General features: G+C 39.9%; 24 protein-coding genes and 1 pseudogene. 8 read left to right on the forward strand and 17 right to left on the reverse strand.

The features are described 5' to 3' along the window. Together DPG01_RS18825 and DPG01_RS09640 are read left to right on the forward strand one after the other, a co-directional pair. Positions 1-230, forward strand: a 230-nt coding sequence (locus DPG01_RS18825) for a hypothetical protein (protein WP_213065996.1), incomplete at its 5' end; no start/stop codon positions are given. A 16-nt stretch (positions 231-246) separates the two neighbouring features. After that, on the forward strand, positions 247-1,044 hold the full coding sequence (locus DPG01_RS09640; protein ID WP_110974936.1) for a type 1 glutamine amidotransferase domain-containing protein: 798 nt from the start codon (positions 247-249) through the stop codon (positions 1,042-1,044). Between the two features lie 143 nt (positions 1,045-1,187). Here DPG01_RS09640 and DPG01_RS09645 read toward each other — a convergent pair whose 3' ends face one another. From DPG01_RS09645 to DPG01_RS09680, 8 genes are all read right to left on the reverse strand, one after another. Beyond that, a complete protein-coding gene (locus tag DPG01_RS09645) occupies positions 1,188-1,955 on the reverse strand; it encodes an alpha/beta fold hydrolase (protein ID WP_110974937.1) in 768 nt (255 codons plus the stop codon). Between the two features lie 278 nt (positions 1,956-2,233). Beyond that, a complete protein-coding gene (locus tag DPG01_RS09650; protein WP_110974938.1) occupies positions 2,234-3,541 on the reverse strand; it encodes an MSMEG_0569 family flavin-dependent oxidoreductase in 1,308 nt (435 codons plus the stop codon). Positions 3,542-3,555: 14 nt separating this feature from the next. Continuing rightward, positions 3,556-3,846: an MSMEG_0570 family nitrogen starvation response protein gene (locus tag DPG01_RS09655; protein WP_086208581.1), complete on the reverse strand. Its 291-nt coding sequence runs from the start codon at positions 3,844-3,846 to the stop codon at positions 3,556-3,558. Further along, positions 3,834-4,880 carry a sll0787 family AIR synthase-like protein gene (locus DPG01_RS09660; protein ID WP_110974939.1) on the reverse strand — a complete coding sequence of 349 codons (1,047 nt, stop codon included), beginning with the start codon at positions 4,878-4,880 and terminating at the stop codon, positions 3,834-3,836. The genes DPG01_RS09655 and DPG01_RS09660 overlap by 13 nt, the downstream gene beginning before the upstream one ends. Beyond that, positions 4,880-5,443, reverse strand: a complete 564-nt coding sequence (locus DPG01_RS09665; protein ID WP_110974940.1) for an MSMEG_0567/Sll0786 family nitrogen starvation N-acetyltransferase — start codon at positions 5,441-5,443, stop codon at positions 4,880-4,882. Before DPG01_RS09665 ends, DPG01_RS09660 begins: the two co-directional genes overlap by 1 nt. A gap of 10 nt (positions 5,444-5,453) precedes the next feature. Beyond that, positions 5,454-6,533: an MSMEG_0568 family radical SAM protein gene (locus DPG01_RS09670; protein WP_110974941.1), complete on the reverse strand. Its 1,080-nt coding sequence runs from the start codon at positions 6,531-6,533 to the stop codon at positions 5,454-5,456. A gap of 33 nt (positions 6,534-6,566) precedes the next feature. Then, positions 6,567-7,559: a Nit6803 family nitrilase gene (locus tag DPG01_RS09675; protein WP_110974942.1), complete on the reverse strand. Its 993-nt coding sequence runs from the start codon at positions 7,557-7,559 to the stop codon at positions 6,567-6,569. Between the two features lie 28 nt (positions 7,560-7,587). Then, on the reverse strand, positions 7,588-8,070 hold the full coding sequence (locus DPG01_RS09680) for an MSMEG_0572/Sll0783 family nitrogen starvation response protein (protein WP_004638761.1): 483 nt from the start codon (positions 8,068-8,070) through the stop codon (positions 7,588-7,590). 217 nt (positions 8,071-8,287) lie between these two features. On the opposite strand from DPG01_RS09680, the pseudogene DPG01_RS09685 reads away from it, so the two are divergent. Continuing rightward, positions 8,288-10,212, forward strand: a pseudogene (locus DPG01_RS09685) (sigma 54-interacting transcriptional regulator). Positions 10,213-10,261: 49 nt separating this feature from the next. Here the strand turns inward: DPG01_RS09685 and DPG01_RS09690 are convergent. After that, complete coding sequence (locus DPG01_RS09690; protein WP_110974943.1) at positions 10,262-10,681, reverse strand: winged helix-turn-helix transcriptional regulator; 420 nt, start codon at positions 10,679-10,681, stop codon at positions 10,262-10,264. A 112-nt stretch (positions 10,682-10,793) separates the two neighbouring features. Between DPG01_RS09690 and namA the strand changes: the two genes are divergently transcribed. From namA to chrA, 3 genes are all read left to right on the forward strand, one after another. Then, positions 10,794-11,870 carry an NADPH dehydrogenase NamA gene (namA, locus tag DPG01_RS09695; RefSeq protein ID WP_110974944.1) on the forward strand — a complete coding sequence of 359 codons (1,077 nt, stop codon included), beginning with the start codon at positions 10,794-10,796 and terminating at the stop codon, positions 11,868-11,870. A gap of 653 nt (positions 11,871-12,523) precedes the next feature. Then, complete coding sequence (locus tag DPG01_RS09700) at positions 12,524-13,444, forward strand: chromate resistance protein ChrB domain-containing protein (RefSeq protein ID WP_110974945.1); 921 nt, start codon at positions 12,524-12,526, stop codon at positions 13,442-13,444. A gap of 2 nt (positions 13,445-13,446) precedes the next feature. Further along, positions 13,447-14,799, forward strand: a complete 1,353-nt coding sequence (chrA, locus tag DPG01_RS09705; protein WP_110974946.1) for a chromate efflux transporter — start codon at positions 13,447-13,449, stop codon at positions 14,797-14,799. Between the two features lie 753 nt (positions 14,800-15,552). Here chrA and DPG01_RS09710 read toward each other — a convergent pair. From DPG01_RS09710 to arsC, 4 genes are all read right to left on the reverse strand, one after another. Then, positions 15,553-16,350, reverse strand: coding sequence for an undecaprenyl-diphosphate phosphatase (locus DPG01_RS09710; protein WP_110974947.1), 798 nt, complete (start codon positions 16,348-16,350; stop codon positions 15,553-15,555). Between the two features lie 475 nt (positions 16,351-16,825). After that, entirely contained in the window at positions 16,826-17,875 is a 1,050-nt protein-coding gene (gene arsB / locus DPG01_RS09715; protein ID WP_110974948.1) for an ACR3 family arsenite efflux transporter, read from the reverse strand. Between the two features lie 111 nt (positions 17,876-17,986). Next, positions 17,987-18,307, reverse strand: a complete 321-nt coding sequence (locus tag DPG01_RS09720) for a metalloregulator ArsR/SmtB family transcription factor (RefSeq protein WP_086208593.1) — start codon at positions 18,305-18,307, stop codon at positions 17,987-17,989. Between the two features lie 34 nt (positions 18,308-18,341). Next, the gene (gene arsC, locus DPG01_RS09725; RefSeq protein ID WP_110974949.1) at positions 18,342-18,776 is read right to left on the reverse strand and encodes an arsenate reductase (glutaredoxin); all 435 of its coding nucleotides are present in this window, start codon (positions 18,774-18,776) and stop codon (positions 18,342-18,344) included. Positions 18,777-18,946: 170 nt separating this feature from the next. Between arsC and DPG01_RS19075 the strand changes: the two genes are divergently transcribed. Continuing rightward, complete coding sequence (locus tag DPG01_RS19075) at positions 18,947-19,024, forward strand: LPXTG cell wall anchor domain-containing protein (protein ID WP_110974979.1); 78 nt, start codon at positions 18,947-18,949, stop codon at positions 19,022-19,024. Positions 19,025-19,145: 121 nt separating this feature from the next. Here DPG01_RS19075 and DPG01_RS09735 read toward each other — a convergent pair whose 3' ends face one another. Beyond that, on the reverse strand, positions 19,146-20,870 hold the full coding sequence (locus DPG01_RS09735; protein ID WP_110974950.1) for a GMC oxidoreductase: 1,725 nt from the start codon (positions 20,868-20,870) through the stop codon (positions 19,146-19,148). A 111-nt stretch (positions 20,871-20,981) separates the two neighbouring features. Then, positions 20,982-22,427: a coniferyl aldehyde dehydrogenase gene (locus tag DPG01_RS09740; protein ID WP_110974951.1), complete on the reverse strand. Its 1,446-nt coding sequence runs from the start codon at positions 22,425-22,427 to the stop codon at positions 20,982-20,984. A 151-nt stretch (positions 22,428-22,578) separates the two neighbouring features. Here DPG01_RS09740 and DPG01_RS09745 point away from each other — a divergent pair, with 151 nt between their 5' ends. Continuing rightward, positions 22,579-23,598, forward strand: a complete 1,020-nt coding sequence (locus DPG01_RS09745) for an AraC family transcriptional regulator (RefSeq protein ID WP_110974952.1) — start codon at positions 22,579-22,581, stop codon at positions 23,596-23,598. Between the two features lie 68 nt (positions 23,599-23,666). Here the strand turns inward: DPG01_RS09745 and DPG01_RS09750 are convergent, their stop codons facing one another. Both DPG01_RS09750 and DPG01_RS18910 read right to left on the reverse strand, forming a co-directional pair. Then, a complete protein-coding gene (locus DPG01_RS09750; RefSeq protein WP_228156983.1) occupies positions 23,667-24,236 on the reverse strand; it encodes a hypothetical protein in 570 nt (189 codons plus the stop codon). Positions 24,237-24,284: 48 nt separating this feature from the next. Then, positions 24,285-24,491: a hypothetical protein gene (locus tag DPG01_RS18910; protein ID WP_228156984.1), complete on the reverse strand. Its 207-nt coding sequence runs from the start codon at positions 24,489-24,491 to the stop codon at positions 24,285-24,287. Positions 24,492-24,780 lie beyond the last annotated feature (289 nt).

Here is a 24,780-nt window from a genome sequence, read left to right on the forward strand (position 1 = left end):
TTGAAACATCTTTAAACTTTGATTATCACTTTCCATTAGGATTCAGTAGTTATGAAAAGCTCTCTCAACTTTATCTTACACCTGAAGCAAAAGTTGCTTATCAAAAGGGATTGGCCTTACCAGACTCAGCCCGACACTTATTAGATATGGATTTTGGTACGCTCACTCAAAAATCATCTTCAAAAATTCGTTTCACAAACCCCAAAGCTTTGGAAACTGTAAAAAATTAAATCAAGGTGAATAAATATGTCTATCTTTTTGAGAATATGTATATTCCTAGGAGCATTCTTGAGCTTTAATCCAGCATTTTCTGCCGAACAATCAAACAACGCTAAAGCCTCTATTGTTCCTACAAAAATTTTAGTGATTCTGACCAATCATGCTCAGTATCCACATCGAGCCGACTCCACTGGATTATGGCTTACGGAACTCACGCATTTTATAGATATTATTGACACTGCTGGTTTTGAATTAGATTTTGTCAGTCCTAAAGGTGGGAAAGTCCCATTAGATGAGCGTAGCCTTGGATGGTTATATATGGATCGCGCTGCCAAAGCCTATTTAAATGATCCAGAGTTCATATACCTTCTCAATCACACACGCCAACCCGAAGATATTAACCCATTAGAATATAAGGCTATTTATTTTACAGGTGGGCATGGAACAATGTGGGACTTTCGCAATAACGTGACACTCAAAAATATTGCAGAAGAAATTTATAATCACGGCGGTATAATTTCATCTGTATGCCATGGAGCAGCAGGACTACTAAACTTACAAGATTTGAATGGAAAGGCACTAATTGCTGATCGTCATGTTACAGGATTTTCTAACACTGAGGAAAAATTATCAGGGATTGAGGAGCAAGTGCCTTTTTTCTTACAAAATGAACTGATTTCTCAAGGTGCAAACTATAAAAAGGCGTTGTTACCATTTCAATCTTTTGTTGTTGTAGATAATCGTTTTATAACAGGGCAAAATCCCAATTCAAGTAAAGCAGTTGCTAGGGAATTGATCAAACTCATTCAACGTAATAATCAATGATTAAAAACTAATCCAAACCTATAAATAATAAAGTAAAATTCTCTATCTTTAGTGTTTGGCCCCACATCTGTACAAGAATCACCCATACACAGATGTAGGACCGCCTCACTTATAATCTAGTAATCTAGGGCAATTTAACGCTACTATTTCGATACCGCATTCACAGCTTCAAGAATCACTTTAGCGACTGCTTTGGGTTGAGAAATCTGTGGCGTATGCCCTGCTTGCAGCGTTGTAACATGCGCTGAGATTTTTTTTGCCATTGCTACCTGTGCAGCAGGTTGAAGCATATAGTCTTGCTGACTCACGACATACCATGAAGGTTTCGTCTTCCATGCCGCGACAGTCACCTTTTCTTCAAAATTATGACTGTTCGTTGGCGTTTGTGTAGCGAACATTAAGCGCGTTTGTTTTGCAGCAACATCTGGTGCAAGATGCTTCTGAACACCTTCTAAGCTTAATGTTACAAATCCATCTTTATCTGCGACAAGATGACTAAAACCAGATGGTGTCGGATAATCTTTCGAAACATCAACCACGGATTGTCCTTCAGATGGAGCAAATGCAGCAACATAAACCAATGCTTTTACTTTGTCCTTTTGACCAATTTGAGTCACAGGAACACCACCCCAAGAATGTCCAACGAGAACCACAGGACCTTTCTGCATATCTAAAACGCGTTGTGTCGCCTTCACATCATCAGATAATGAACTCAATGGATTTTGTACAGCAACGACATTTACACCTTTGTCTTGTAATAAAGGAATGACTTTGCTCCATGCCGAACCATCAGAAAATGCACCATGAACCAGTACCACCGTTGGTTTTTGAGTTTCCGCAGCAAATGTAGAACTGATTGTAGCCACACCCAAAATCGTGGTCGCAATCGCAGCTTTTATCATTGATTTCATCTCATTTCCTTCAAAGTAGGTTGGCGATTAGCCCGTTATATTTGATAGGAATACTTTATATTTAAAATAAATTAGCTTCAATTATCAAAAAATATCAACACTACATACAAAATATTTCTAATTCAAGGAATTATTACCCATTGCTGAAATCGCGAATTTAAAAAGTAAAAGATTCCGTGAACAATTTTATTCACTGCCTGATCTCAAATAAATAAAATGAAAGCGGACATTTTGGCAACGCTTTATCGTTGCCAAAATAGATCAGATACCATGCTTTTTTAGACTTCAACAGCATCAGCAATTACTGGGCTAAATCTTGAATTTGGCGTGTCGAGCTGCTGTTTAATATGCGCCGCAACAAACTCAGCATCTTTGGCAATGTCTAAAAAGCGACCTGATCCCCAAGTATGTAACCAAGGCAAACCAATAAATGTGACATCAGGGTCAAGCGTGATTCCTCGGTCATGTTTTGGATAGCCATTTGTTTCAAATAAATCTAAATCAATCCATGAATAGTCAGGTCGAAACCCAATACACCAAATGATGGAAGTAATATTTTCCGCAACCAAATCAATTTCCGTAATTTCAGCTTGAGCTGTCCATACAGGCTCATAAACTGAAGCTGGTTCATCTGTCTCAATGCCATTTTCAGCAAGATAAGCATCAATCCCTGCATTAATACGGTTATAGGTTGCATCTGCCATATCCAAGTTTTGCATTAAATCGGGACGAAACACCAATTGTCCATCTTTGTAGTCTTCAAAACGCCCTAATAATTGCATCCCTTCTAATGCAAATTGACGTAGATCAATATCACGACCTCCATCACGTCCAGTTACATAGTGATTGGTACTGTTCCGAACTTCCTCACTATAACGATGGTCTTTGACTGTAGTCTCGTAATAACCCATTTCAAAAAGCCACTTCACCACATCTTTACCCCGATAGAAGCGCGCACAACGTGGTGCATCTCCTGTAGATAAATACACTTTTTTGCCAGCAAGATGTAAATCTTCAGCAATTTGCGCACCTGACTGCCCTGAGCCAACCACCAAAACATTACCTGCGGGTAATTGCTCAGCATTAAAATACTGTTCAGAGTGAATCACCGTGACATTTTCAGGCAAAGTAGATGACAGCTTTGGATAAATTGGCGTGTGATAGCCTCCTGCGGCAACCACTAACTGCTTCGCAGTTGTCGTCCCCCGATCTGTCTCAATCACAAAAGACTGGTCTGCAACTTTTTCAACATGCTGAACTGCAACACCTAAGATTGCAGGAGGATTGAGCTTTTCAATAAACTGATCCAAATATTCAACAATCTCATTTTTTTTCATAAATCCATCAGGCTGATGGCCCATATACGGATGCTCTGGTAACAAACACTGCCAGTTAGGTGTGACCAAGGTAAAATTATCCCAGCGTTTACGTCGCCACGCATGGGTTAACTCGGGTTCTTTTTCTAAAATCACATGTTCAATATTGGCTTTTTTTAAATAGTGGCTGACACAAAGCCCTGCCTGCCCACCACCAATAATCACCACTGGATATTCAGATTTAAGTTTTGCTTGTTCAACTAGCATCATGGTCATCACCTATCTTATTCGTTTGTCATGTCAATAATTTCGATTTGATCTTGGGCTTGAATGCTCAAAATATTAATGTGCCGTTTAATACTGGCGAGATTGTCCATCGCAGCACTACAAGCAAAACCGTAACGCAGTCGGACTCGTTCAGAAGCCTGTTCAAGACCGTTTTCCACTTGCGTCACAAAGTCCGTTAAGCTGTACACCTGCCCAACCCGTAAATAGTCGTAAATAATGCTAGAGGGTGAGTAATATTGATTGACCTCGCCATTTGGCCATTTCACGGTAAAATTTACACTTGGCATAATGTTGGCTCCTGTTGCTGTGCATGTCGGGAAAGATGGGAAAACGGAGCTTGCGCGAGGACTTTTTGATAATTCAGCCCAGTAAAAGCCTGTTGTTGAAAATCCCAAAAAGTCTGTTGTTCAGTCTGCTGCTGAATCTGTACCTTGCCAGAATCTGTGACCTCACCAATCACTGCACAATCAATATCTTGTGAAGCAAATAATTCAATGATGTCCTCACATTCTTCGCTATCAGCCGTCAGTAAAAAGCCATAACTTGGGAAAATTTGAAGCCATTTCAGCCAATCGGTATGTTGTGGCTTCGGAATCTTATCTAGCCAAAGATTCGCTCCTGATCCCGTTGCCTCAAGGAGCATTAACAAACTACCTAAGATTCCTGCATTACTAATGTCACGCGCTGCATACGCGAGATGCTGTTCTGCAATTTCGGGCAATACTTCCAACTGAGTTCTTAAAACCACAGCAGGAACATGTTCAAAACATTTCCAATAAGTGGTTTGCTCATGGAATTTGCCCTGCATATTCAGTGCAATTAAGATTTTCTGCCCCGCTTGAACATGAAAGACCGAGAGCAAATGATTAGCCAATCCTTGTATCGCAACGGAGAGCGTAGGTTGAAAATCTGTATGAATATTGGTGTGTCCACCCACAAGCTTTACGCCATAGGCATCACAAGCTGCTTGTATGCCAGCAAATAACTGTTGACCACGTTGTGTATCGGTATGCCAATAACTATTCACCACCGTTAAAGCTCGCCCCCCCATTGCAGCAATATCACTCACATTCGCCATCACCGCAGACCATCCTGCAAAATAAGGGTGATTAGCCACAAAACTTGGTAGCATTCCTTCACAAGCATGTAATAAATATTGTTCACCGAATGGCATCGCAGCAGCATCATCCGCAGGCAATGCATATAAATCTTGTAGGGTTTGAATGTTCAGATTCAACTGCGATTTAATCGCATGAATATTTTGCTTAGACTGCATCGCTGGCGTGATTTGCAGTTGTGGGAGTAGCTCTGAAAGTCTCATCAGCAGACCTCTCTATAGCTATAAGCTTGCATCACCACATGTTGTAATGGGTAATTTTCGACTTGTGCCTGCATGAGCACATGCGGAAGATTTGCAACATTCAGCTCATGTACAGTGTCCCAACACAACTTTTGAAAATAGCGTTCATTCTGTTGCTGAACCGTTGCAAGGAATGTGGTGCAGCCTAAATTTTTGGCAGTGGATACGGCTGCATTAATCAACGCTTTACCAATTGCATGTTGATGACGGTAGATAGGATCAACACACAAACGCCCGCCCCACCATGTCTGTTCAGCTTCGGGGAAAATACGAACCGCACCAATGACACGATCATGTTCCCCAAATATTTGTCCAATCGCCACAATCGCTAGAGCTTTGAAATCGTGTTCATCACGATCTTCTTTTAAAATTTTCTGCTCATCACGAAAGGTTGCTTCACGTAATTGATAATATTGGCGACGCTCCCAATCTTCTGCTACAACTTTGATAATGATGTCATCCGTGACAAATTGTTTCAGCTCTTCATTGAGCTCAATCAACCATGCATAGTTAGATAATTTCATCATCAACTCCTTATTCATAAGCTCTGAGGGAAGAACAAGCCCCACATTTTGCACAACCTGCCTGTGTGTCCTGTGAATTCAAACCATACTGCCGAAGCTGTGTGCCAATTTGGGGATAAAGCATTTGCATAAATGCTGAATCAGGTTTGGGGTGATGCTCTAAAGCCGTCCCCTGTATCGGCACAAAAGGAACTACAAAGGGATAAACCCCTATTTTTGCTAGACGTTCGGTCATGTTGATAATTTCTTGTTCGGTATCGCCCAAACCAGCCAAGATATAAGTACTGACTTGCCCACGTCCAAAGACTTTGACTGCTGCTTCAAAAGCAGAAAAATAGAACGCAAGGGATACTTCTGCTTTACCCGGCATAATTTGCTTGCGCACTCGATCGCTTACGGCTTCTAAATGCATCCCGATGGATACAGCACCAGCGTCTTTTAATTTTTGAAACCAAGCGAAATCATCAGGTGGTTCACACTGCACTTGAATCGGTAAATCGACTTGTGCCTTAATCGCAACAACTGAGTCGTATAAAATGGCTGCACCACGATCAGGCGTATTCGGTGTTCCTGTGGTCAGCACCATCTGAGTCACCCCATCCAGTTCTACAGCTGCCTTCGCCACTTCAGCCAATTGATCTGGACGCTTACGTATAATGGCGCGCCCATCTTTTAAAGACTGATCAATCGAACAAAACTGACATGCCATTGCTTTATCATTCATGCGAATACAATGCTGCAACACCGTTGTTGCTAGAACATCATGACTATGCAATGTGGCAATCTGTTCATACGGAATACCCTCTGCTGTACTTAACCCATAGAATCGTGGTCGCGTCGGCGAAGTGAGCGTTGCAACAGGTATGCGGTTTTTAAACACAATCACCTCACCTGTTGCAGCATCTTTTTTACCCGTATAAGGAGAATCCTGTGAAGCAAGGTTTAGCACTGGAATCATGAGCGTCTGACCACCCAAGGTCATGGCTTTATGATCGCTTGGACCTGCACCACCTTTGCGAGAAAGTCCAACCTCACCTTCCCATTTCAACCCGTTACATTGCAAATCACTGAGTAATTCAATCGCAGACATGATCTTCTCCTGTTATTTTTTTAAACGGGGTGTCTATGCTTGTACTTCGGCAAATTCAGAGACTTTTTCGATGCTGTTATTCGATGGATTCTCTAGTTTTAACTCATGCAAAACTGAGGTAGGACGACGATCAATCAACAAACTGAGTAATTCTGGACGGCTATAATGCCCAACAGAATCCATCATTCGTTTACGTTTTTCGATTAAGGAAAAGTCTAAATCGGCAATCACATAGCCTTCGCCTTGTGTGATTGGTTCCGATAAAAATTTGCCTTCTGGAGAAACGATGGCCGTAAAACATCCCCCCGAAATTGGACCCAGTTCACAGCCTGTATCTTGCATAATTTGTTGTTGTTGCTCTGGGTAAAGCCATGCTGTGGCATTCACCACAAAACAGCCCGACTCTAAAGCATGGTGCTGAATGGTGGCACTGATCTGATCTGCAAAAATCTGCCCCACGAGTGATCCCGGAAACATCGCCGCATGAATTTGCTCACCATCCGCCATCAAAGCAAACCGAGCCAAAGGGTTATAATGCTCCCAACATGCCAGCGACCCAATACGTCCCACAGCAGAGTCAATCGCACGTAAACCACTGCCATCGCCTTGTCCCCACACCATACGTTCATGATACGTTGGGGTAATTTTACGGCGATGCTGAATAATCGAACCATCCGCATCAAACAACAATTGAGCGTTATAAATCGTGCCGCCTGCACGCTCATTAATACCAATAGAAACCACCATGTTCGCTTCTTTGCATGCCTGTCCAATCAAAGCTGTTGCTGCCGATGGCACGACAACTGATTCATGCAATAGTTTTAAATGTTCTTTACCCATGGCAAACGGTGGTTGCACAAAAGAAAAATAAGGGTAATAAGGCACAACAGTTTCAGGAAATACGGCAAATTGCACACCTTGCTGCCCCAACTCCAAAATCGTGTCACAGATTTTCTTGACCGTACCCGCTTGGCTATACAACACAGGGCTACATTGAACTGCCGCCGCTTTAATGATTTGGCTCATGACTTATTCCCCTTTTTTTCTTAAATACTTAAACAGTCCACGTATCAATAATTAATGCATTGTCACGGCGCATCAAAAGTTTGAGATCCATCACATCGAGAGGATTAATCGGACGAATTCCCTCCATTAAAGCTTTTTCAGTTTGTCCATAAAGTGCTTGCAAGGCGAAACGACAGGCATAAACTTCACCGCCTTCTGCCATAAATGCTTTTAATTGATTATTGACCGCCAAATGTCCCGGAAATGCTTCTGCACCCAATGTTGGAAATCCACGTTGTACCCCCAACTGCACACCCGGACCGTACAGCAAAATCTTGGTTTCAAAGCCTTTGCGTAATAATCGTTTTGCTTGTAAGACATTGACCAAACCAATAGAGCCTTCGAAGGCAACGGTATGAAACGTCACCAATGCTTTTTCACCCGGCTGAGCTTTTACATCCTCAAATACCTTTTCTTCATAATCGACAAGAAAATCACCATCTTTGTATTGTTCAATATCTACTTTAGGCATAGCCGTTCCTCATATCTACGGTTTCAATTCAACCAACTGTTTTGGTCTATCTGTGTTATTGCGAGAGCCATGCCAACATGATTAAAATGCTGTTTTTAAATTTTTATATTATTGAATAATATGATTTTATTATTTATTTTCAGTGGTTTTATAAAAATAAGAATGTGTTGAACAACTACGGTTTTTCGTAGTATTATGAAATTTCATAGTTAAGATTATGATTTTTCATAGCATGAATAATATCGACTTTATTTCTGATTGGGCGTCTTCTGAAGATTCGATTCGTCCGCTTGCTTTTGAGCATACATCTCAAGCATTAATCGTGATCGACCCACATCAAAATCGCTTTATTGATCTGAATATTAGCGCGTCTCAATTATTACGCTATGAACGACATGAATTGATTGCGAAAACAGTTACTTCTGTTTTTGGACACATCAATCAATTGCCACATCTGATGGCATTTACAGATGAAGCGCTCAGTAAGGGTTATGCTTGGAACAATGAGCTATATGCTTTTGATAAAGAACATGAAAAATACAACTCGATGTCACCGCCATTCGTCTGCCTTATAAAAATAAAAATCTACTCATTTGGTCATTGGTCGATGTCAAAGATCTAGAATTACGCCAATTTAACAAAAATGCGGACAAGGTCATTCGTGCAGGGCTAAAAGAATGGCAAGCCTTACAAGAGCTGTTTATTGACTCAGATACAGGCAAACATTTATTACTCAGTTCCGTTGGTGATGGTATTTACAGTATTAACAAGCAAGGACTATGTACCTTTATTAATCCTGTTGGTGCAAAAATGCTTGGCTTACAACCCGAAGATGTTCTTGGTAAAAATATTCATAAAGTTCATCATCATACCCATGAAAATGGAACACACTACCCTGTTGAAGATTGTCCAATTTATGCTGCGGTGCATGATGGTATTGTTCATGAAGGCATTCAAGAGGTTTTCTGGCGACGTGATGGTAGCTATTTTCCAGTCGAATTTACCAGTACACCGATTATCCGTGACAGTGAAATCATTGGTGCTGTGGTGGTTTTCCGAGATATTAGCGATCGTTTAAATACTGAAAAACAGCTCACCCATGCGCTAGAGGAGTTACAAGATTTAAAAAGCCGCCTAGAACAACAAAATGAATATCTACAAGAAGAAATTTTACAAGAAAATCAATATCATGAAATTGTAGGCAATAGCCCTGCTATTCTACAAATTATTGAAAAAATAAAAGTGGTCGCACCTACTGATGCCAATGTCATGATTTACGGAGAATCAGGAACAGGGAAAGAACTCATTGCACGCGCTATCCATCAGTCCAGCCACCGTAAACAGCACCCACTCATTCGTGTGAACTGTGCGGCGATCCCTTCTGAATTATTTGAAAGTGAATTTTTCGGACATGTAAAAGGGGCTTTTACAGGCGCAGTTCGTGATCGAGCTGGACGCTTTGAACTCGCCGATCAAGGAACTTTATTTTTAGATGAGATTGGTGAAATCCCACTTGAATTACAAAGCAAATTACTCCGAGTCTTGCAGGAAGGGACTTTTGAAAGAATTGGCGAAGAGAAGACACGGCACGTTGATGTCAGAATTATTGCCGCCACCAATCGAAAATTAAAAGAAGAAGTGAAGCTTAAAAACTTCCGTGAAGATTTATATTTCCGTCTGAATGTATTCCCAATTCATTCTCCTGCATTACGCGAACGTAAACAGGACATTCCTTTACTGGTCTCGCACTTTACGAAATTGATCAGTGAAAATCGTAAAGTGCCTTATTTACCTTTTTCACAAAAACATATCCTCGAACTACAACGCTATGACTGGCCGGGTAATATTCGTGAATTACAGAATGTATTAGAACGTGCATTAATCACTGCCAAACACGGGGCTGTTTCTTTTCAATATCTGCTTGAACAAGAGCCATCTCAGACCGTACAGCACAATCAAGCCGCAGCAATCGAACAAGTCCTGACAATACAACAGCTTAAACAGTTAGAAATGACAAACCTCCAACTGGCAATCAAACAATGTGAAGGTAAAATTTTTGGTGATGAGGGTGCAGCTAAACGCTTAGGCATTAATCCCACCACACTGATTTCAAAATTAAAAAAACTAGGGATTGAGTATTGAGCTGTGTTGACTCAAATATGCTTGTTCAAACCATCATCAAAGCCTGTGTTTACTCACCCAATCCATCCAAAATTTCAGTTTTGGCAAACATCTCTTTTAGCGCATCTAAATCTTCATCAATCGCTGTTTTCATCCCTCGCCTTTCTAACCATTTTCTGCCCCAAAGGCTCAGTTCCATAATTAAATGCTGTAATTCCTTCCCTTCATCACTTAATGAATATTCAACTTTTGGAGGAACAACAGGATAAACGTGGCGGATCACTAGTCCATCTTCTTCAAGTTCACGTAATTGTTTGGTCAGTAAGCGCTGATTTATACTCACCAAATGACGCTGCAACTCGCTAAAGCGTAAAGTTCCATCCTTAAACAGATGAAATAAAATTACGCCCTTCCACTTTCCACCCAGAATATGCAGTGCTGCTTCCATCGAACAGCCCGGAGCAGAATCATAATTACGCAGTTTTTTCATAGCAGCTTACAGTTACCTTTTGGTAAGTATAGGAATTTTTTTAGCGTATAAACACTAAAAAACAGTATGTATCATCACCTCATCAAAGTAAAACTGATTCTTGGAGAGGACGATGTCCGCACTGTTATTCCAACCAATTACCATCCGAAATACTGAATTTAAAAACCGTATTGCCATGTCTCCAATGTGTATGCACTCTGCTACAGCTGATGGGCATAGCACTGATTTTCATATCGTGCATTATGGCGCACGTGCTTTAGGTGGCGCGGGGCTCATCATGCTAGAGACTGCTTCTGTACTACCCAATGGCCCGATCGGCCCTGGCGACTTAGGAATCTGGAAGGATAGTCATATTGAAAGTTTGGCTCGGGTAGTCGATGTGATTCACCGCTTTGGTGCTAAAGCAGGTGCGCAACTCGGTCATGCAGGTCGCCAACTGGGGATTGATTTACCCTCAATTGCCCCTTCTGCAATTCCGTTTACTGCTGAATCGCGTGTTCCACATGAGATGAGTATTGAACAAATCAAAGAAGTGGTTGAAGCCTTTCGTTTAGGTGCAGCGAGAGCAAAAAAAGCTGGCTTTGATGTAATTGAAATTCACTGCGCACATGGTTATTTACTCAATGAATTTTTATCGCCACTTGCGAATAAACGTACTGATCTTTACAGTGGTAGTCATGAAAACCGCTATCGTATCGTTCGAGAAGTAATTGATGCGGTTCGTAGTGAATGGGATGGCCCGTTATTCTTACGAATTTCTTCAACCGATTATGTTGACGGTGGCAATACACCTCAAGATTTTCTGATCTATGCGCAATGGATGAAGGAACAAGATATTGATTTAATTGATTGTTCATCAGGTGGTATTGCGATGGTTCCAGTCAATACTTACCCGAATTATCAAGTGCCTGCGGCTGAATTATTGCGTAAAGAACTTAAGATCATGACGGGTGCTGTGGGTTTGATTGAAACAGGGCGTCAGGCTGAAGAGATTCTACAAAATGGTCGTGCTGATATTGTTCTGGTTGGTCGTGAGATGTTAAAAGACCCGTTCTGGGCACGCACGGCCGCAGACGATCTAAAAACTGCAATTACGGTTCCCTCTCAATATACCCGTTATGGTTCAGCTTGGCAGCGCACAATGCCAAAGTTAGATGCAGTCCCTTTGCTTGAAACAGTTGAACAATAAATATTGCTAAGATGAAGGGAAAACATTTCCCTTCATTTCACTATTCACTTGCAGTTTTTATTATTTATAACAAAAGTTTAGATTAAAAATTTAAAGAATATCAAACTGATAAGATAAGTAACACTCAAGTACTTGAAGATATGCTCTTACAGCCTCCTATTCCAATAAAAACATAGTGCTCAATCACGTAGAGAAATCCTATGGCGTATAGCCTTTAAAATTTAGTCTATTAATTTCATCAAAAAAGAAGGTGCTGTCTTAGAATAATATGAAAATTTACTGAATAATAAAATGAACAACTCAAATGTGATCATGCAATTAGCATGAAAAACTTGAATGATAGCTGATCGTTTACATCACCATTTAGGTTTAAACAACCAAATGAAATGAATCAAACCTTGAATTGTAAACCGATCGTCTATAAGCATCAAAACTTCATCAGCCATTACAAGCTCTGTGTTGCTATCTCTCATTTACCTGAAATAAATCCCATTTTGTCAGTTAAATTTGAATATGTTAGCTCCACCAGTGGCTTGTAAATATTTGTGCAACAAAACAAGGCTATATTCGTTTTATAGATATTCTTTGCAGAAATTATGATCTAAACAATCAAAAAATATAATATACTTAACAAAATATGTTGAGTATATAACATGAAAATATCCTTACTCATATCCTCACTTCCCACACAGAACACAACCACACGCATGAGAGTATGGCGATCGCTGAAGGCAAGTGGGGCCGCAACCCTTAGAGATGGCGTCTATATCCTCCCTATGGCTCATAGCGACAAATTTGATCCTATCGTTCATGATGTTGTTTCAGAGCAAGGAACGGCCTATGTATTTAACGCTGAGTCGGTTGCAAATTTGGATATTGTGACTATTTTCAGTCGAAAAGAAGAATATGATGCTCTTTATAAACAATTAATAGAGTTAAAAGATCGCTTAACTCAAGATGAAAAGAAAGAGTTACTCAAGCAAGTTCGCAAACTCAGAAAAGGGATCAATGCACTTGTAGATATTGACTATTATCCAGATGAGACTCAAGCACATGTCCTCAATGAACTTTCATTATTGGAACTCGCAATTGCACGTCTAGGCGAAGTGAATGAACCCAAAGCAAGACAAGCCTACATTCAAGTCTTAAACAAAGCGAACTATCAGAATCAATGTTGGGCAACCCGACAAAGACCTTGGATTGATCGCTTAGCCTCTGCATGGCTAATTAAGACTTTTATTGACGCCACACCTACATTTATTTGGTTAGAGCATCCAACTGACTGCCCAGAACACGCATTAGGATTCGATTTTGATGGCGCAAGATTCAGCCACATCAATCACTGGGTCACCTTTGAAGTGCTTTTACATAGTTTTAATTTAGAAACACCAGCACTCCAAAAAATTGCTGAAATTGTGCATTACCTTGATGTGGGTGGGATTGAACCGCCTGAAGCAATAGGGATTGAAAAAGTCATGCAAGGTCTTCGAAGCCAAATAAACAATGATGACCAACTATTTGAATTATCTAATCATATATTTGATGGCTTATACGCCAACCTATCCAGAGAATAATCATGCAACACGAACAGATTCCCTCCCCAGAAACAGACATCCAAACTGTTTCATTTTGGCAAGCCTTTCTGTTTTGGCTTAAATTGGGGTTTATTAGTTTTGGGGGACCCGCAGGTCAAATCGCGGTCATGCACCAAGAACTGGTTGAACAAAAGCGTTGGATTTCAGAGAAGCGATTTTTGCATGCACTTAACTATTGTATGCTCTTACCAGGCCCTGAAGCACAACAATTAGCAACTTATATCGGTTGGTTAATGCATAGAACCGTCGGTGGTTTAGTTGCTGGGATTTTTTTTGTACTACCATCGCTATTTATTTTAATTGGTCTTTCATGGGTTTATGTAAAATTTGGTGATGTACCCATTATTGCTGGCCTCTTTTACGGCATTAAACCTGCTGTTGTTGCTATTGTTTTTCATGCGACGCATCGAATCGGCAGCCGATCACTTAAAAATAAATTCTTATGGCTGATTGCAGCTCTTTCATTTATTGCTATATTTTTCTTCAACTTACCCTTTCCTTTAATTGTGCTCTCTGCCGCAATCATTGGTTATCTAACCAGTAAAAAATATCCAAACCTATTTTCTAGTGGAAACGCACACCAGCAAAGTAAAAAAGATTATGGTCGTGCTTTAATTGATGATGATACTCCTACACCTGAACATGCAATCTTTAGCTGGAAACGTTTGGGCAGTATTCTGCTCATTGGTGGCCTACTGTGGTTTATTCCAATCCTGAGCCTAAGCTTAACGTTGGGATGGGATCATACTTACACCCAAATGGCTTGGTTCTTTACTAAAGCAGCCCTGCTCACCTTTGGTGGTGCCTATGCCGTATTGCCTTATGTTTATCAGGGTGCTGTGAGCTATTACAGCTGGTTAAGTCCGACTCAAATGATAGATGGTTTAGCACTAGGTGAAAGTACGCCGGGTCCTTTAATTATGGTTGTCGCATTTGTTGGCTTTTTGGGAGCATTTAACCAAGCACTCTTAGGCTCAGATCATCTATTCTTGGCAGGAGCTATTGGAGCAACGCTTGTCACTTGGTTTACTTTCCTTTTTTCTTTTGTTTTTATCTTGGCTGGGGCACCGATTATCGAATCAACACATAATGAGCTTAAATTTACAGCCCCGTTAACTGCAATTACAGCGGCTGTGGTTGGTGTGATTCTAAACCTTGCCCTATTTTTTGCTTATCATGTACTTTGGCCAACAGGATTTAACGGCTCTTTTGATGTTGTTGCTGCACTAATTGCATTTGCAGCCCTGATTGGACTGTTCTATTTTGAGCTTAAAGTCATGTATGTCCTAGCAGCTTCAGCGTTAATTGGCTTGCTTTGCTTTACATTTCTTTAATGCATTTAGACTCAATAAATGTGATCTTTTGTGGGATTCAATGCAATCAATCCCACAAAACTTTTTATACCCTCATCACTGCTACGGATATACAGCAACTTCATTTTAGTAGCTCTCTTTCTCGTCCTTAGTTTTTCAGCACGCTTCCAAGATAATAAAGCTCATCTCCATGTCTGCTCATAACTCAGTCATGATTTGTTTTATAGAACCATTTTTCCCATTGCTGAATTAGCCTTACGCATGGCGGAAACTCCTTTTCAATAAGGAAAATTTCTTCCTTGGCAAACTTCGTCCCAAGCATGATTTCCTCCCAGTTAAGCAAACCCGGTATTCAACTTCGAACTTGAACTAAAGCTATTTGAACAATATCGCACTCGTTAGTGCTTTCTAAACAAAACCTGACCCTCAAACGTTAAAACCCTATTATTTTTTATTCTCTTTCTTCACAGTAACCAACATTCTTAATAACACATCATCTCTCCCCCGATTGGGCTTTGGAACAGTGAGATACATAGCTCAAAAGTAAAAAAGATTAATATGAGAATTCTTAACTGATCAGTATTGCCCTATTTACTAAGTTTTTCACTGTAGCTCAATCAAAGAATTGTTTTTATAAATTCGTGTTAAAACTCACAAAACTCATTTTAGAAACACGACACCATGATTTTCAAAAATAATATTGAGTAAAAAATTATCTCACTCTAATAAGAAAAGCAGCGAAATCGCTGCTTTTCTTTTAGGTATTTCTATGTTCTACAAAACAATTAAAATAATAATACCCAGTATGATCCTATACCAAGCAAAGACTCTTAAGGTATGTTTTTCAACAAACCGCACCAGTGCTTTGACAACAAATAATGCTGAAATAAACGCAGCAATAAAGCCCAACACAATACTGACCATGTTATCTTGAGTCAGCACATCTGCGTTACGGACTAAGTCAAATGTCGCAGCACCGAGCATCGTAGGCATCGCCAAAAAGAATGAAAACTCTGTCGCTGCTTTTCTAGAGAGCCCAGCAAACATACCACCGACAATGGTGGCACCAGAACGCGATGTCCCTGGAATCATGGCAACGCATTGTGCACAGCCCACTAGAAGTGCCTGCTTAAAAGTAATCTGTGTGGCTTCTGTAGTTTTATGCTCAAATTGCTTTGATTCAACCCAAAAAATAATCAAGCCCCCAATAATCAAAGCAACAGCTACCACCATCGGGCTAAATAAAACCTGCTTAATAAAATCAACAGCAAACACACCAATAATGACCGCAGGGAAGAAAGCGATCATGACACTTGTTGCAAAGTGACGCGCTTCTCGATCACCACTAAAGAAGCCTTTTAATAAATCTAAAATTTTCTTGCGGTATAACCAACATACCGCAAGAATAGCCCCCAATTGAATTACGACTTCAAAAACTCGACCATCATCGGAATGGAAGTTAATGATATGCCCAAATAAAATCAAATGCCCTGTACTTGAAATAGGCAGGAACTCAGTCAGTCCCTCAATGAAGCCCAAGAAGAGCGCTTTTAAAAATTCAATGTTTTCCATGCTTTAACCAAATTAAAAATATTGTATTCATCATGCTTAATTGAATAGCCAAATAGGAAAAATCTACATTTCTTATTTAAAACATCAACCCATCAAGTCTAGTTCACCAGCATAAATAGCGACTATTTTAAAGTCGTAAATATTAATACAATCTTAAAAGTTTTAGATAGTGCGTTTGTTTATTTTAAAAGACTATTTTTTCTTCATTGTCCATGCGACAAAAAACACCGAAAAACTCTAATAAGTCAAACATATAAAAGGCGCCTTGCACTCTTTTATATGTTTGCTTAAACATGCCCTGTATTTTTACGATTCTATATAAATAGCTTTCAACATCCGTACGAAAGTATTTCAACTAATGAATGCAACCATGTCATGTTGTCAGTCAACACTACAAAAGAGGCCGTAAAGATCTAAACCACAGACTTACTCTCAATGAGGCTTATATATACAACCTGTTTGGGTCTTAGAAGAATCAACCCATGACACCGTTTGAAAATACTTTTTGTCTTAACCACAACGAAACACTAACCAAAGCAATTAAAACAGGAACTTCAACCAAGGGGCCGATCACCGTAGTAAAAGCAACAGGCGATGCTAAACCGAAAGTGGCAATTGCAACAGCCAAAGCCAATTCAAAGTTATTACCAGCAGCAGTGAATGAGATAGCTGTAGTTTTCGGATAATCATTCCCCATCCATTTGCTCATAAAGAAGCTGATAAAAAACATCACAACGAAATAAATCGTCAAGGGAATAGCAATACGTAAAACATCCATCGGTAAGCTCACCACATCATGCCCTTTGAGGCTAAACATGGCTACAATCGTGAACAAGAGGGCCAGTAAACTTAAAGGACTAATTTTCGGTAAAAAAGTAGTTTGATACCACAACAAGCCTCTAGCTTTCACTAAAACCAAGCGCGTAATAAACCCGAGGAAGAATGGAATCCCCAAATACACCAGTACGGCATGGGTAATAGTCCAAAAATCAACATGAATCACCTGTCCCGCAATGCCGAAATAAGGCGGTAAAAAACTCAAGAATAACCATGCGTAGGTACTAAAAAACAAAATTTGGAAAATACTGTTAAATGCAACCAAAGCGGCTACGTACTGATTATCTCCACAGGCCAAACCATTCCAAACCAAGACCATCGCAATACAACGAGCTAAACCAATCAAGATTAAACCTGTCATATATTCTGGATAGCTATGCAAAAAAAGAATAGCCAAAGCAAACATCAACACGGGAGCAATAATCCAGTTTTGAACCAACGATAGTATCAGTGTTTTCTTGTCTTTGAAGACGTCAGGGAGTGCTGCATAATCCACTTTTGCAAGCGGTGGATACATCATCAAAATCAATCCCATCGCAATAGGAATATTGACTGAATCTACACGCATGTTATCCAACGCTATAGAGGCTTGCGGGAAAAAAACACTTATAGCAATTCCCAACCCCATGGCGACAAAAATCCACAACGTCAAATTACGATCTATAAAAGACAACTTTTGCTGAACCATAATGTTCTCATTTAATCTCTGAATTTGTTGGATAAGCGCAATGGTTTTTGTATCAGATACATGCGCTATATCTCTTAACAATCAAACATCTAAACGATGCTTCACCTATATTTACTCACAGCAACTCTGTGTAGCTCGTTCTTGTATGACTACAAACTGACTCGTTGGATGTGTAATCAAAATATTGAGAACCTCCTGACACCACATGGGTAATTGTGGATGGATACTGTAGTACACCCACTGACCTTGACGTCTGTCTTGCAATAGCCCTGAAGAACGTAATAAAGCTAAATGTCGAGAAATTTTAGGCTGGCTAAGCTGTAATTTTTCAGTCAGGTCACAAACACATAACTCTTTATTCTTCGCGACTAAAGCCACAATATTAGAACGTGTTTCATCGGATAAGCATTTGAAAAAACTAACTTGATCCATTTTCATTTCTCTTTGATATATCCAAAATAAATTTCTAGTTCACACGTTGCCCATCTTGATCAATCACTTGCTCACCATCTTCTTTGCTAAACGCGCCCTTTTGTGGCCGGGGCAGAATTTCTAAAACCACTTCTGAGGGACGACTTAATCGGGTGCCTAATTCTGTCACCACAAAAGGACGATTAATTAAAATCGGATACTGAAGCATAAAATCTAACAATTGTTCCTCAGTCCAATCTTCACGCTCTAAGCTCAACTCACGATAAGGTTCAACATTCTGACGAATGGCTTCTCTAAGCTCTAAACCTGCATCTGATATGAGCTGAATGAGTTCTAGTTTCGATGGAGGTGTCAGCAAATATTCAATGATTTCAGGTTCAATTTGTGCATTACGAATGAGCGCTAATGTATTACGCGATGTCCCGCAGTCGGGGTTGTGATAAATCTTAACTTTTGATGTATTCGTCATGCCAACAAACTCTGCCTATCTTTTCAGCACAGTTATATACGTATATTCATATATATGCAATTCCATATATAAAATATCTAACTAAATATAGAAATAAAACCATGCAAGTTGAATCATTTTTCAAGGTCCGTGTTTAAATAAGATTAAACCCAATTGTGTGAGGTCAAGCCATGGAAACCTTCATGATTCTGTTGATTTTAATGATTATTTTGATTTTACTGGTTATATTTTATAAAAAGAAAAAATGAGCCATGTTATTGGGATGCTCTAGTCTCAGTTGCACAATGAATCAACTTATCCAGTGTCTGTAAGAGAGCAAGCGCTCTCTTATTCAAAGTACAGACTAAATCACGTTACACCCACTAGTTATCAGTCATAGATAGGGCTTAATGCACTGGCTAAATCCCCTGTGCCTGTCAATGCAGATACTTGTCCATCCAAAGGCTGACTGAACTCGATACGCTGAATACAGGCTGCACGCTCAGCGGAGAATACAGGGATTTGACTCATGGCAAACTCAGACAATGCGGTAATGGTCAGAGAGGGATTCACACCTAAGTTGCCAGGTACGATTGAACCATCTATCACCCTTAAGTTTTGATAACCAAATACTTGACCTGTAAAGTCCACCACACCATTGTTACGATCATTCCCCATCGCCACACCACTCATAATATGTGCTGTCATCGGTGTCCCTAATAAAATTTCGGTCAATGCTGAACCTGGTTCACCGCCTAGCTTCTCAGAAAATAGCTTCGTAGCTTTTTCAGCCGCAGGAAAAGATACGGTGAGTGGCGTATCGTTTGGCTTTTGTACCGCACTAATGCCATTTCTAAACAAGCGATACCACTTTCTACGCCATTCTAGGTGAATAAAGGCCTCAGACTTCTGCATGACCAAGAGTAAAACTGAACTTCGGGCTTTCCCTTTTGGACGCAAAACTTTATAAGTTTTCAATGGATGCAACAGCGTATTGAGTAAAAATTTCACAATACGCATAAAGCCTTGTCCTGTGACCATCGGAACATAAGGCACATAAATCCAAGAGCCATCTGAACCTTCTGGAAAACGGGTCACTTCAATATTGGTATCTGCATCTACTGAAATGAACGAGCTGATCGCGACACCATCATCCAATTTTTCACGAGTATTGTTTGCTGTGGTCAGCGTTTCTGAATTGGTGCGAATTTCCTGCCCCAATAACGGTGAAATGTTTGGTAGTGTTTTATACTGATCACGCATTTTTAATAATAGCGGTACAGTCCCCATGACTCCCGCAGACAGCACCACACCTCGACTGCGTAAGCTATATTGACGAACTTGTTTTCCTAAGGTTTCTTTGACGATGATTTCATAACCTGCACGACCATCTTCACTTAAAGGAATGATCTTTAGAACTTCCGAACTAGGCCGGATTTCAACCCCATTACGCTCCGCAAAATACAGGTAATTTTTCATAAGCGTATTTTTCGCATTATTGCGACAGCCCAACATACAACTACCGCAGTAGTTACAAGTTTGGCGGTCAGGCCCTGCACCATTGAAATAAGGGTCTTTGACCAGTTTTTGCTTTTTTCCGTCAGATTGTGGGAAGAACACCCCTGTATTTACTGTTTTAAATGAATGTGCATAACCCATTTCAGCTGCAATTTTCTTCAAAGTCTCATCAGCCACGTTAGTATAAGTATTATTGGCTGTACCTAACATGCGCTGTGCCAATCCATAAAAAGGCATTAGCGTTTCCTTCCAATCAGCACGAATCTTGGTCCATGCTACAGACTCAAATACTTCATCTGATGGAATTAAATGCACATTGGCATAAATTTGTGACCCTCCACCAACACCAACGCCATGAATAATTGTGGTTTTATTGGTAAAAGTGAATTGTAATGTACCTTTAAACCCCAACTCAGGTACCCACAGATAATTTTTAGTATCTAAGTTCGTTTCAGGAAAATCTTGATCGCCTCGTCTCAAGCCCTTTTCTAAAATCAGAACCGTATTGCCTTTTTCACTCAAGCGTAATGCACTGACTGATCCACCGAAGCCCGAACCAATCACAATTTGGTCATAGTCAAAATCCTGATCATTCATCCTATTAACTCCTTTAATAGTTTTATTCTTCTGTTTTTAAATACAACGATCTCTTAGCTTCAAACTGTTCAGATTGAAGCGAATATGTGTATAAGTTTTAAACTGACTCGCTTATGACTTAATACGAATCAAAAGGTTCAATAACCAATTGGCAAATTTTCCATAAGGAGGAGCTAAAAACTTCAAACTCGAAAAACCCGCCTGATAAAACACAGGGCGCATTTTTGAAAAAGTCAAAAAGCCTTCATAACCGTGATAATGTCCCATCCCGCTGGCACCAACCCCACCAAACGGCAAGTCATGTTGTCCAACATGAAATAATGCATCATTGACCGAAACCCCGCCCGACATAACTCGGCTAATATAGAACTCAACTAATTTTTTATTATGACTAAATGGATAAAATGCCAATGGTCGATCACGCTGAATAATATAGTCCACCACCTCTTCAGGCTTTTGATAGGTTTTCACCATCAAGATTGGACCAAAAGTTTCGCGGGTATCAATTTCCATCCCATCATTACTGTTCAAGACCAAAGTCAGTGGAAACTTTCGCGTCGTAGCATCCGGTTCTTGTTGGTTCAAATTAATCAGACTTGCGCCCTTAGCTTCGGCATCTGCAAGTGTATGCACTAAGCGTTGGTAAGCACGCTCATCAATGACAGACGTATAGTCGTGACTGTGAATATCTGGGACATGCGCTTTTACCCATGCCGTTGCCGTATGGATGAATGCTTGCAACTTCGTCTCATGTACAAAAACATAATCCACATTGGTACAGATTTGCCCCGCATTAAACTGTTTGACAAACAGAATCCGTTCGACCGCTTTTTCCATAGGGTACTCAGGATCAATCACCGCAGGGGATTTCCCCCCCAATTCCAAAGTCACAGGCGTCAAATTTTGTGCTGCCGCAGCCATGACTTTACGCCCGGTTGCACCAGAACCTGTAAAGATCAAATGATCGAACGGAAGCTTTGAAAAAGCGATTCCCACCTCTCCGGTTTCATCGAAAATTTGCAATTTCTCAGCTTTAAAATATTGAGGGCTGAGCTCAATCAATAGTTGGGCCAAATGCCTTGAATTTTCAGACATTTTGACCATAGCTGTATTACCTGCTGCAAATACCGCAGAGAGTTGAGAAAACATCAAATTAATCGGAAAATTCCACGGCACGATCACGCCAATCACACCCAATGGTTGTGGAATTACACGGTTCTTTGCACCAAAGTACAGGCTATGATCGACATGACGGCTTTGTACTTTGGTCCACTGTTTTAAGTGTTTGATACTTCCATTAATGTCATCAGTAACAGTAATAATTTCAGCCAATAACGTTTCATGACGTGAACGGTTACCATAATCCTGATTTAAAGCATCAATAATCGCTTCACGATGATTATTAATCAGCGCTTTTAAATTCAATAAGTGCTGTTTTCTTTGTGCAAGGGTTTCAATGCCTTGCTCAAGAAAGTGACTGCGCTGTAATTTGAAAGCATTGTGTAGTGTCTGTTCCATCACTGTTTGCTCGATATGAGACTGAGCCGTAAGTTGCATAAGCGTTCCTTATTAACAGCTAAAAAGTGGTGATTTACTGGTCGTCGATTAGGTTAAGCTGAACTCTCATCCTACTTTATCAAATTACTTGAAATTGGCTTGACTTTTTAGGACACTTATTTGATCTTTCAGGACAATATGGAACATTGTTATGGCCAGCTATATTCGTGCAGCCAGCCTTGGTGGATTTGAAGAACTCGTCCGAAGCTATGATGTAAATCCTATTGAAATTTTAAAAGACACTGGGATTTTACCTTCTTTACTTCGAGATCCCGATGCGTTTATTCATTATGATCATTATTTAAGTTTATTAGAAAAAGCAGCTTTCGTGTGCCAAGAAGAGTGCTTTGGCCTAAAACTCGGTGCACTGCAAAATATTAGTACTATTGGCTTAATTGGTGTGTACATGTCACGACAGCTAAGCATTTTGGAGGCGCTAAAAGTTGCCCAAAAATATGTTTACCTACATGCTGAAGGAATTGTATTTCAAGTAACCCGCTATAATGCGCAGACATGTAGACTCAACTTTGTCCGTCTAAATGACTACAACATCGACATGCCACAAAAGTCACAACTCGCAATTTGTCTAGTCAGCAATATTCTCAAGGATTTAATCGGGCCACCTTGGTACGCAGAAAAAATCTGCCTAAAACAAAGAGCACCTCAACACAGCGCGCATGTTTTTAAAGAACATTTTCCCTGTGAAGTTGAGTTTGAAAAAGATGAAGATGCCCTGTACTTCCCAGCAGCATTTTTAACGCTTAAACCCTATAATTTCAATGAAGATGTAGTCGATCAACTGATTCTACAGCGCCTTGAGATGCAAAGCAGTACCAAGGCAGAAGATCAAACCCTTCTCATTGAAAGCTCCATTCGTATGTTAATGGCAACTGGTGATTGTAGTATTGAAAATATCGCATTGTGTCTGGGGATACATCCCAAAAAACTACAACGCACCTTAAAGCAACAAGGAACCAGCTATCGCGATTTGCTCGAAAATATTCGTAAAAAAGAAGCTCTGCGCATGATTGATGCAGGTAATATTAGCTTAACAGACATAGCCTTACAGTTAGGCTATGCGGAGCTGTCAATTTTTAGTCGGAACTTTAAAAACTGGTTTGGCTATCCAGCAAATGAATGGAAAAATAAAGTGAGAAGTCATCTAGAATAACTTCTCACTTTCATTGGAATTCAAAATGAGTATGTGACAGGTTAACCCTACACATTAAAGTCCATTTTTTATTTTTTAGGGAAAACAAAAGAAGCAATCAATCGCGCTCCCCAACCTTTAGGGCTAGCATCATGATCATCCGCCCAATATCTCGCACCCGCACCAACACTGATCAACTGCCCATTTAGATTAATAACTTTTGTAACAGTAAGATTTACTGGCATTGTGGCCTCTTCTGAATTCCAATCATAGGTTGTTTCTGTATTTAGACCCACGGTCGTACTGTTCGGATAGGTATAACTTACAAAAGGTTGCACAAAAGTACTACTGATGGCATCCACGTCATCATCATGTTCTACTCCCCAAATATGGTTTGCCAAAGCACCCACTGTCCAACCATGTGTTTGTTTCAAAATAACAAAAGTCGGTCCAAGTCCATATTGATCTGCACCCAAAGTTTTTTCTGAGGCTGTCGGAAGTAATATCGCTGGACCAACTCCCCATGTAATTCCACTCTCAGAAGTTTTCGAAGGAGAGAAAAATAGACTTTGTACAATATCACCTACCCCCCAATCATCCTTAAGGTTTGATTCGTTATAGACTTGATAAGTCATAGGTAAAACTGTACGTGAAATCAAATTCCAATTTTCATTTAACTCAATCGGTATTACAGGCTGAATATTCAGTTAATAACGTTCAATATTCTCAGCTGCACCAATATTCTCATCGTAATTAAGCTGAAAAGGTACGCTCACCAGATTTGCAACAGGATTTGACAATTGCTTTGCTAAATCTGCATCATCGGCAAAAGCTTGAGAGTTACAAAAGACACTGCATACCATTAAGGAAAGTAATATTTCTAGCTTTCTGTTTCTCATAGAAAAATGATTCATATACCGAATGCCCCTTTATAATTTATGGATATTATTGAGTTATAACAAATACTTGCTCTTTTTCTACTAACTACACTGACTCAACCAGCACATACGGCTCTTTGAATGAATATCAAAGCTTCCGTATCCCACTGATTAAATATGCCTAAATTTTTAATATTATAAATTTTAAATCTTATTACTTTGCTTATTGGATTAAAGCTTAGTTTTTTATAGCACAATTCATAATAGCTGCAACAGTTTTTAACCTTGGTTTCATTATAGTAAATTGATTGCAGAAATAAGTGCT

It is taken from the genome of Acinetobacter sp. WCHAc060042 (assembly GCF_003231195.1).
Taxonomy (GTDB): Bacteria; Pseudomonadota; Gammaproteobacteria; order Pseudomonadales; family Moraxellaceae; genus Acinetobacter.

Excerpts from the sequence above, each read along its gene's own strand:
- arsB (WP_110974948.1), bottom strand. The coding sequence starts at position 17,875 with ATGGTTCAGCAAAAGTTGTCTTTTATAGATCGTAATTTGACGTTGTGG.
- DPG01_RS09700 (WP_110974945.1), top strand. The coding sequence starts at position 12,524 with ATGAAAATATCCTTACTCATATCCTCACTTCCCACACAGAACACAACC.
- DPG01_RS09650 (WP_110974938.1), bottom strand. The coding sequence starts at position 3,541 with ATGATGCTAGTTGAACAAGCAAAACTTAAATCTGAATATCCAGTGGTG.
- DPG01_RS09745 (WP_110974952.1), top strand. The coding sequence starts at position 22,579 with ATGGCCAGCTATATTCGTGCAGCCAGCCTTGGTGGATTTGAAGAACTC.
- namA (WP_110974944.1), top strand. The coding sequence starts at position 10,794 with ATGTCCGCACTGTTATTCCAACCAATTACCATCCGAAATACTGAATTT.
- arsC (WP_110974949.1), bottom strand. The coding sequence starts at position 18,776 with ATGACGAATACATCAAAAGTTAAGATTTATCACAACCCCGACTGCGGG.
- DPG01_RS09660 (WP_110974939.1), bottom strand. The coding sequence starts at position 4,880 with ATGAGACTTTCAGAGCTACTCCCACAACTGCAAATCACGCCAGCGATG.
- DPG01_RS09640 (WP_110974936.1), top strand. The coding sequence starts at position 247 with ATGTCTATCTTTTTGAGAATATGTATATTCCTAGGAGCATTCTTGAGC.
- DPG01_RS09740 (WP_110974951.1), bottom strand. The coding sequence starts at position 22,427 with ATGCAACTTACGGCTCAGTCTCATATCGAGCAAACAGTGATGGAACAG.
- DPG01_RS09680 (WP_004638761.1), bottom strand. The coding sequence starts at position 8,070 with ATGCCTAAAGTAGATATTGAACAATACAAAGATGGTGATTTTCTTGTC.
- DPG01_RS18910 (WP_228156984.1), bottom strand. The coding sequence starts at position 24,491 with ATGAATCATTTTTCTATGAGAAACAGAAAGCTAGAAATATTACTTTCC.
- DPG01_RS09665 (WP_110974940.1), bottom strand. The coding sequence starts at position 5,443 with ATGAAATTATCTAACTATGCATGGTTGATTGAGCTCAATGAAGAGCTG.
- DPG01_RS09645 (WP_110974937.1), bottom strand. The coding sequence starts at position 1,955 with ATGAAATCAATGATAAAAGCTGCGATTGCGACCACGATTTTGGGTGTG.
- DPG01_RS09670 (WP_110974941.1), bottom strand. The coding sequence starts at position 6,533 with ATGTCTGCGATTGAATTACTCAGTGATTTGCAATGTAACGGGTTGAAA.
- DPG01_RS09655 (WP_086208581.1), bottom strand. The coding sequence starts at position 3,846 with ATGCCAAGTGTAAATTTTACCGTGAAATGGCCAAATGGCGAGGTCAAT.
- DPG01_RS19075 (WP_110974979.1), top strand. The coding sequence starts at position 18,947 with ATGGAAACCTTCATGATTCTGTTGATTTTAATGATTATTTTGATTTTA.
- DPG01_RS09675 (WP_110974942.1), bottom strand. The coding sequence starts at position 7,559 with ATGAGCCAAATCATTAAAGCGGCGGCAGTTCAATGTAGCCCTGTGTTG.
- DPG01_RS09720 (WP_086208593.1), bottom strand. The coding sequence starts at position 18,307 with ATGGATCAAGTTAGTTTTTTCAAATGCTTATCCGATGAAACACGTTCT.
- DPG01_RS09690 (WP_110974943.1), bottom strand. The coding sequence starts at position 10,681 with ATGAAAAAACTGCGTAATTATGATTCTGCTCCGGGCTGTTCGATGGAA.
- DPG01_RS09735 (WP_110974950.1), bottom strand. The coding sequence starts at position 20,870 with ATGAATGATCAGGATTTTGACTATGACCAAATTGTGATTGGTTCGGGC.
- DPG01_RS09710 (WP_110974947.1), bottom strand. The coding sequence starts at position 16,350 with ATGGAAAACATTGAATTTTTAAAAGCGCTCTTCTTGGGCTTCATTGAG.
- chrA (WP_110974946.1), top strand. The coding sequence starts at position 13,447 with ATGCAACACGAACAGATTCCCTCCCCAGAAACAGACATCCAAACTGTT.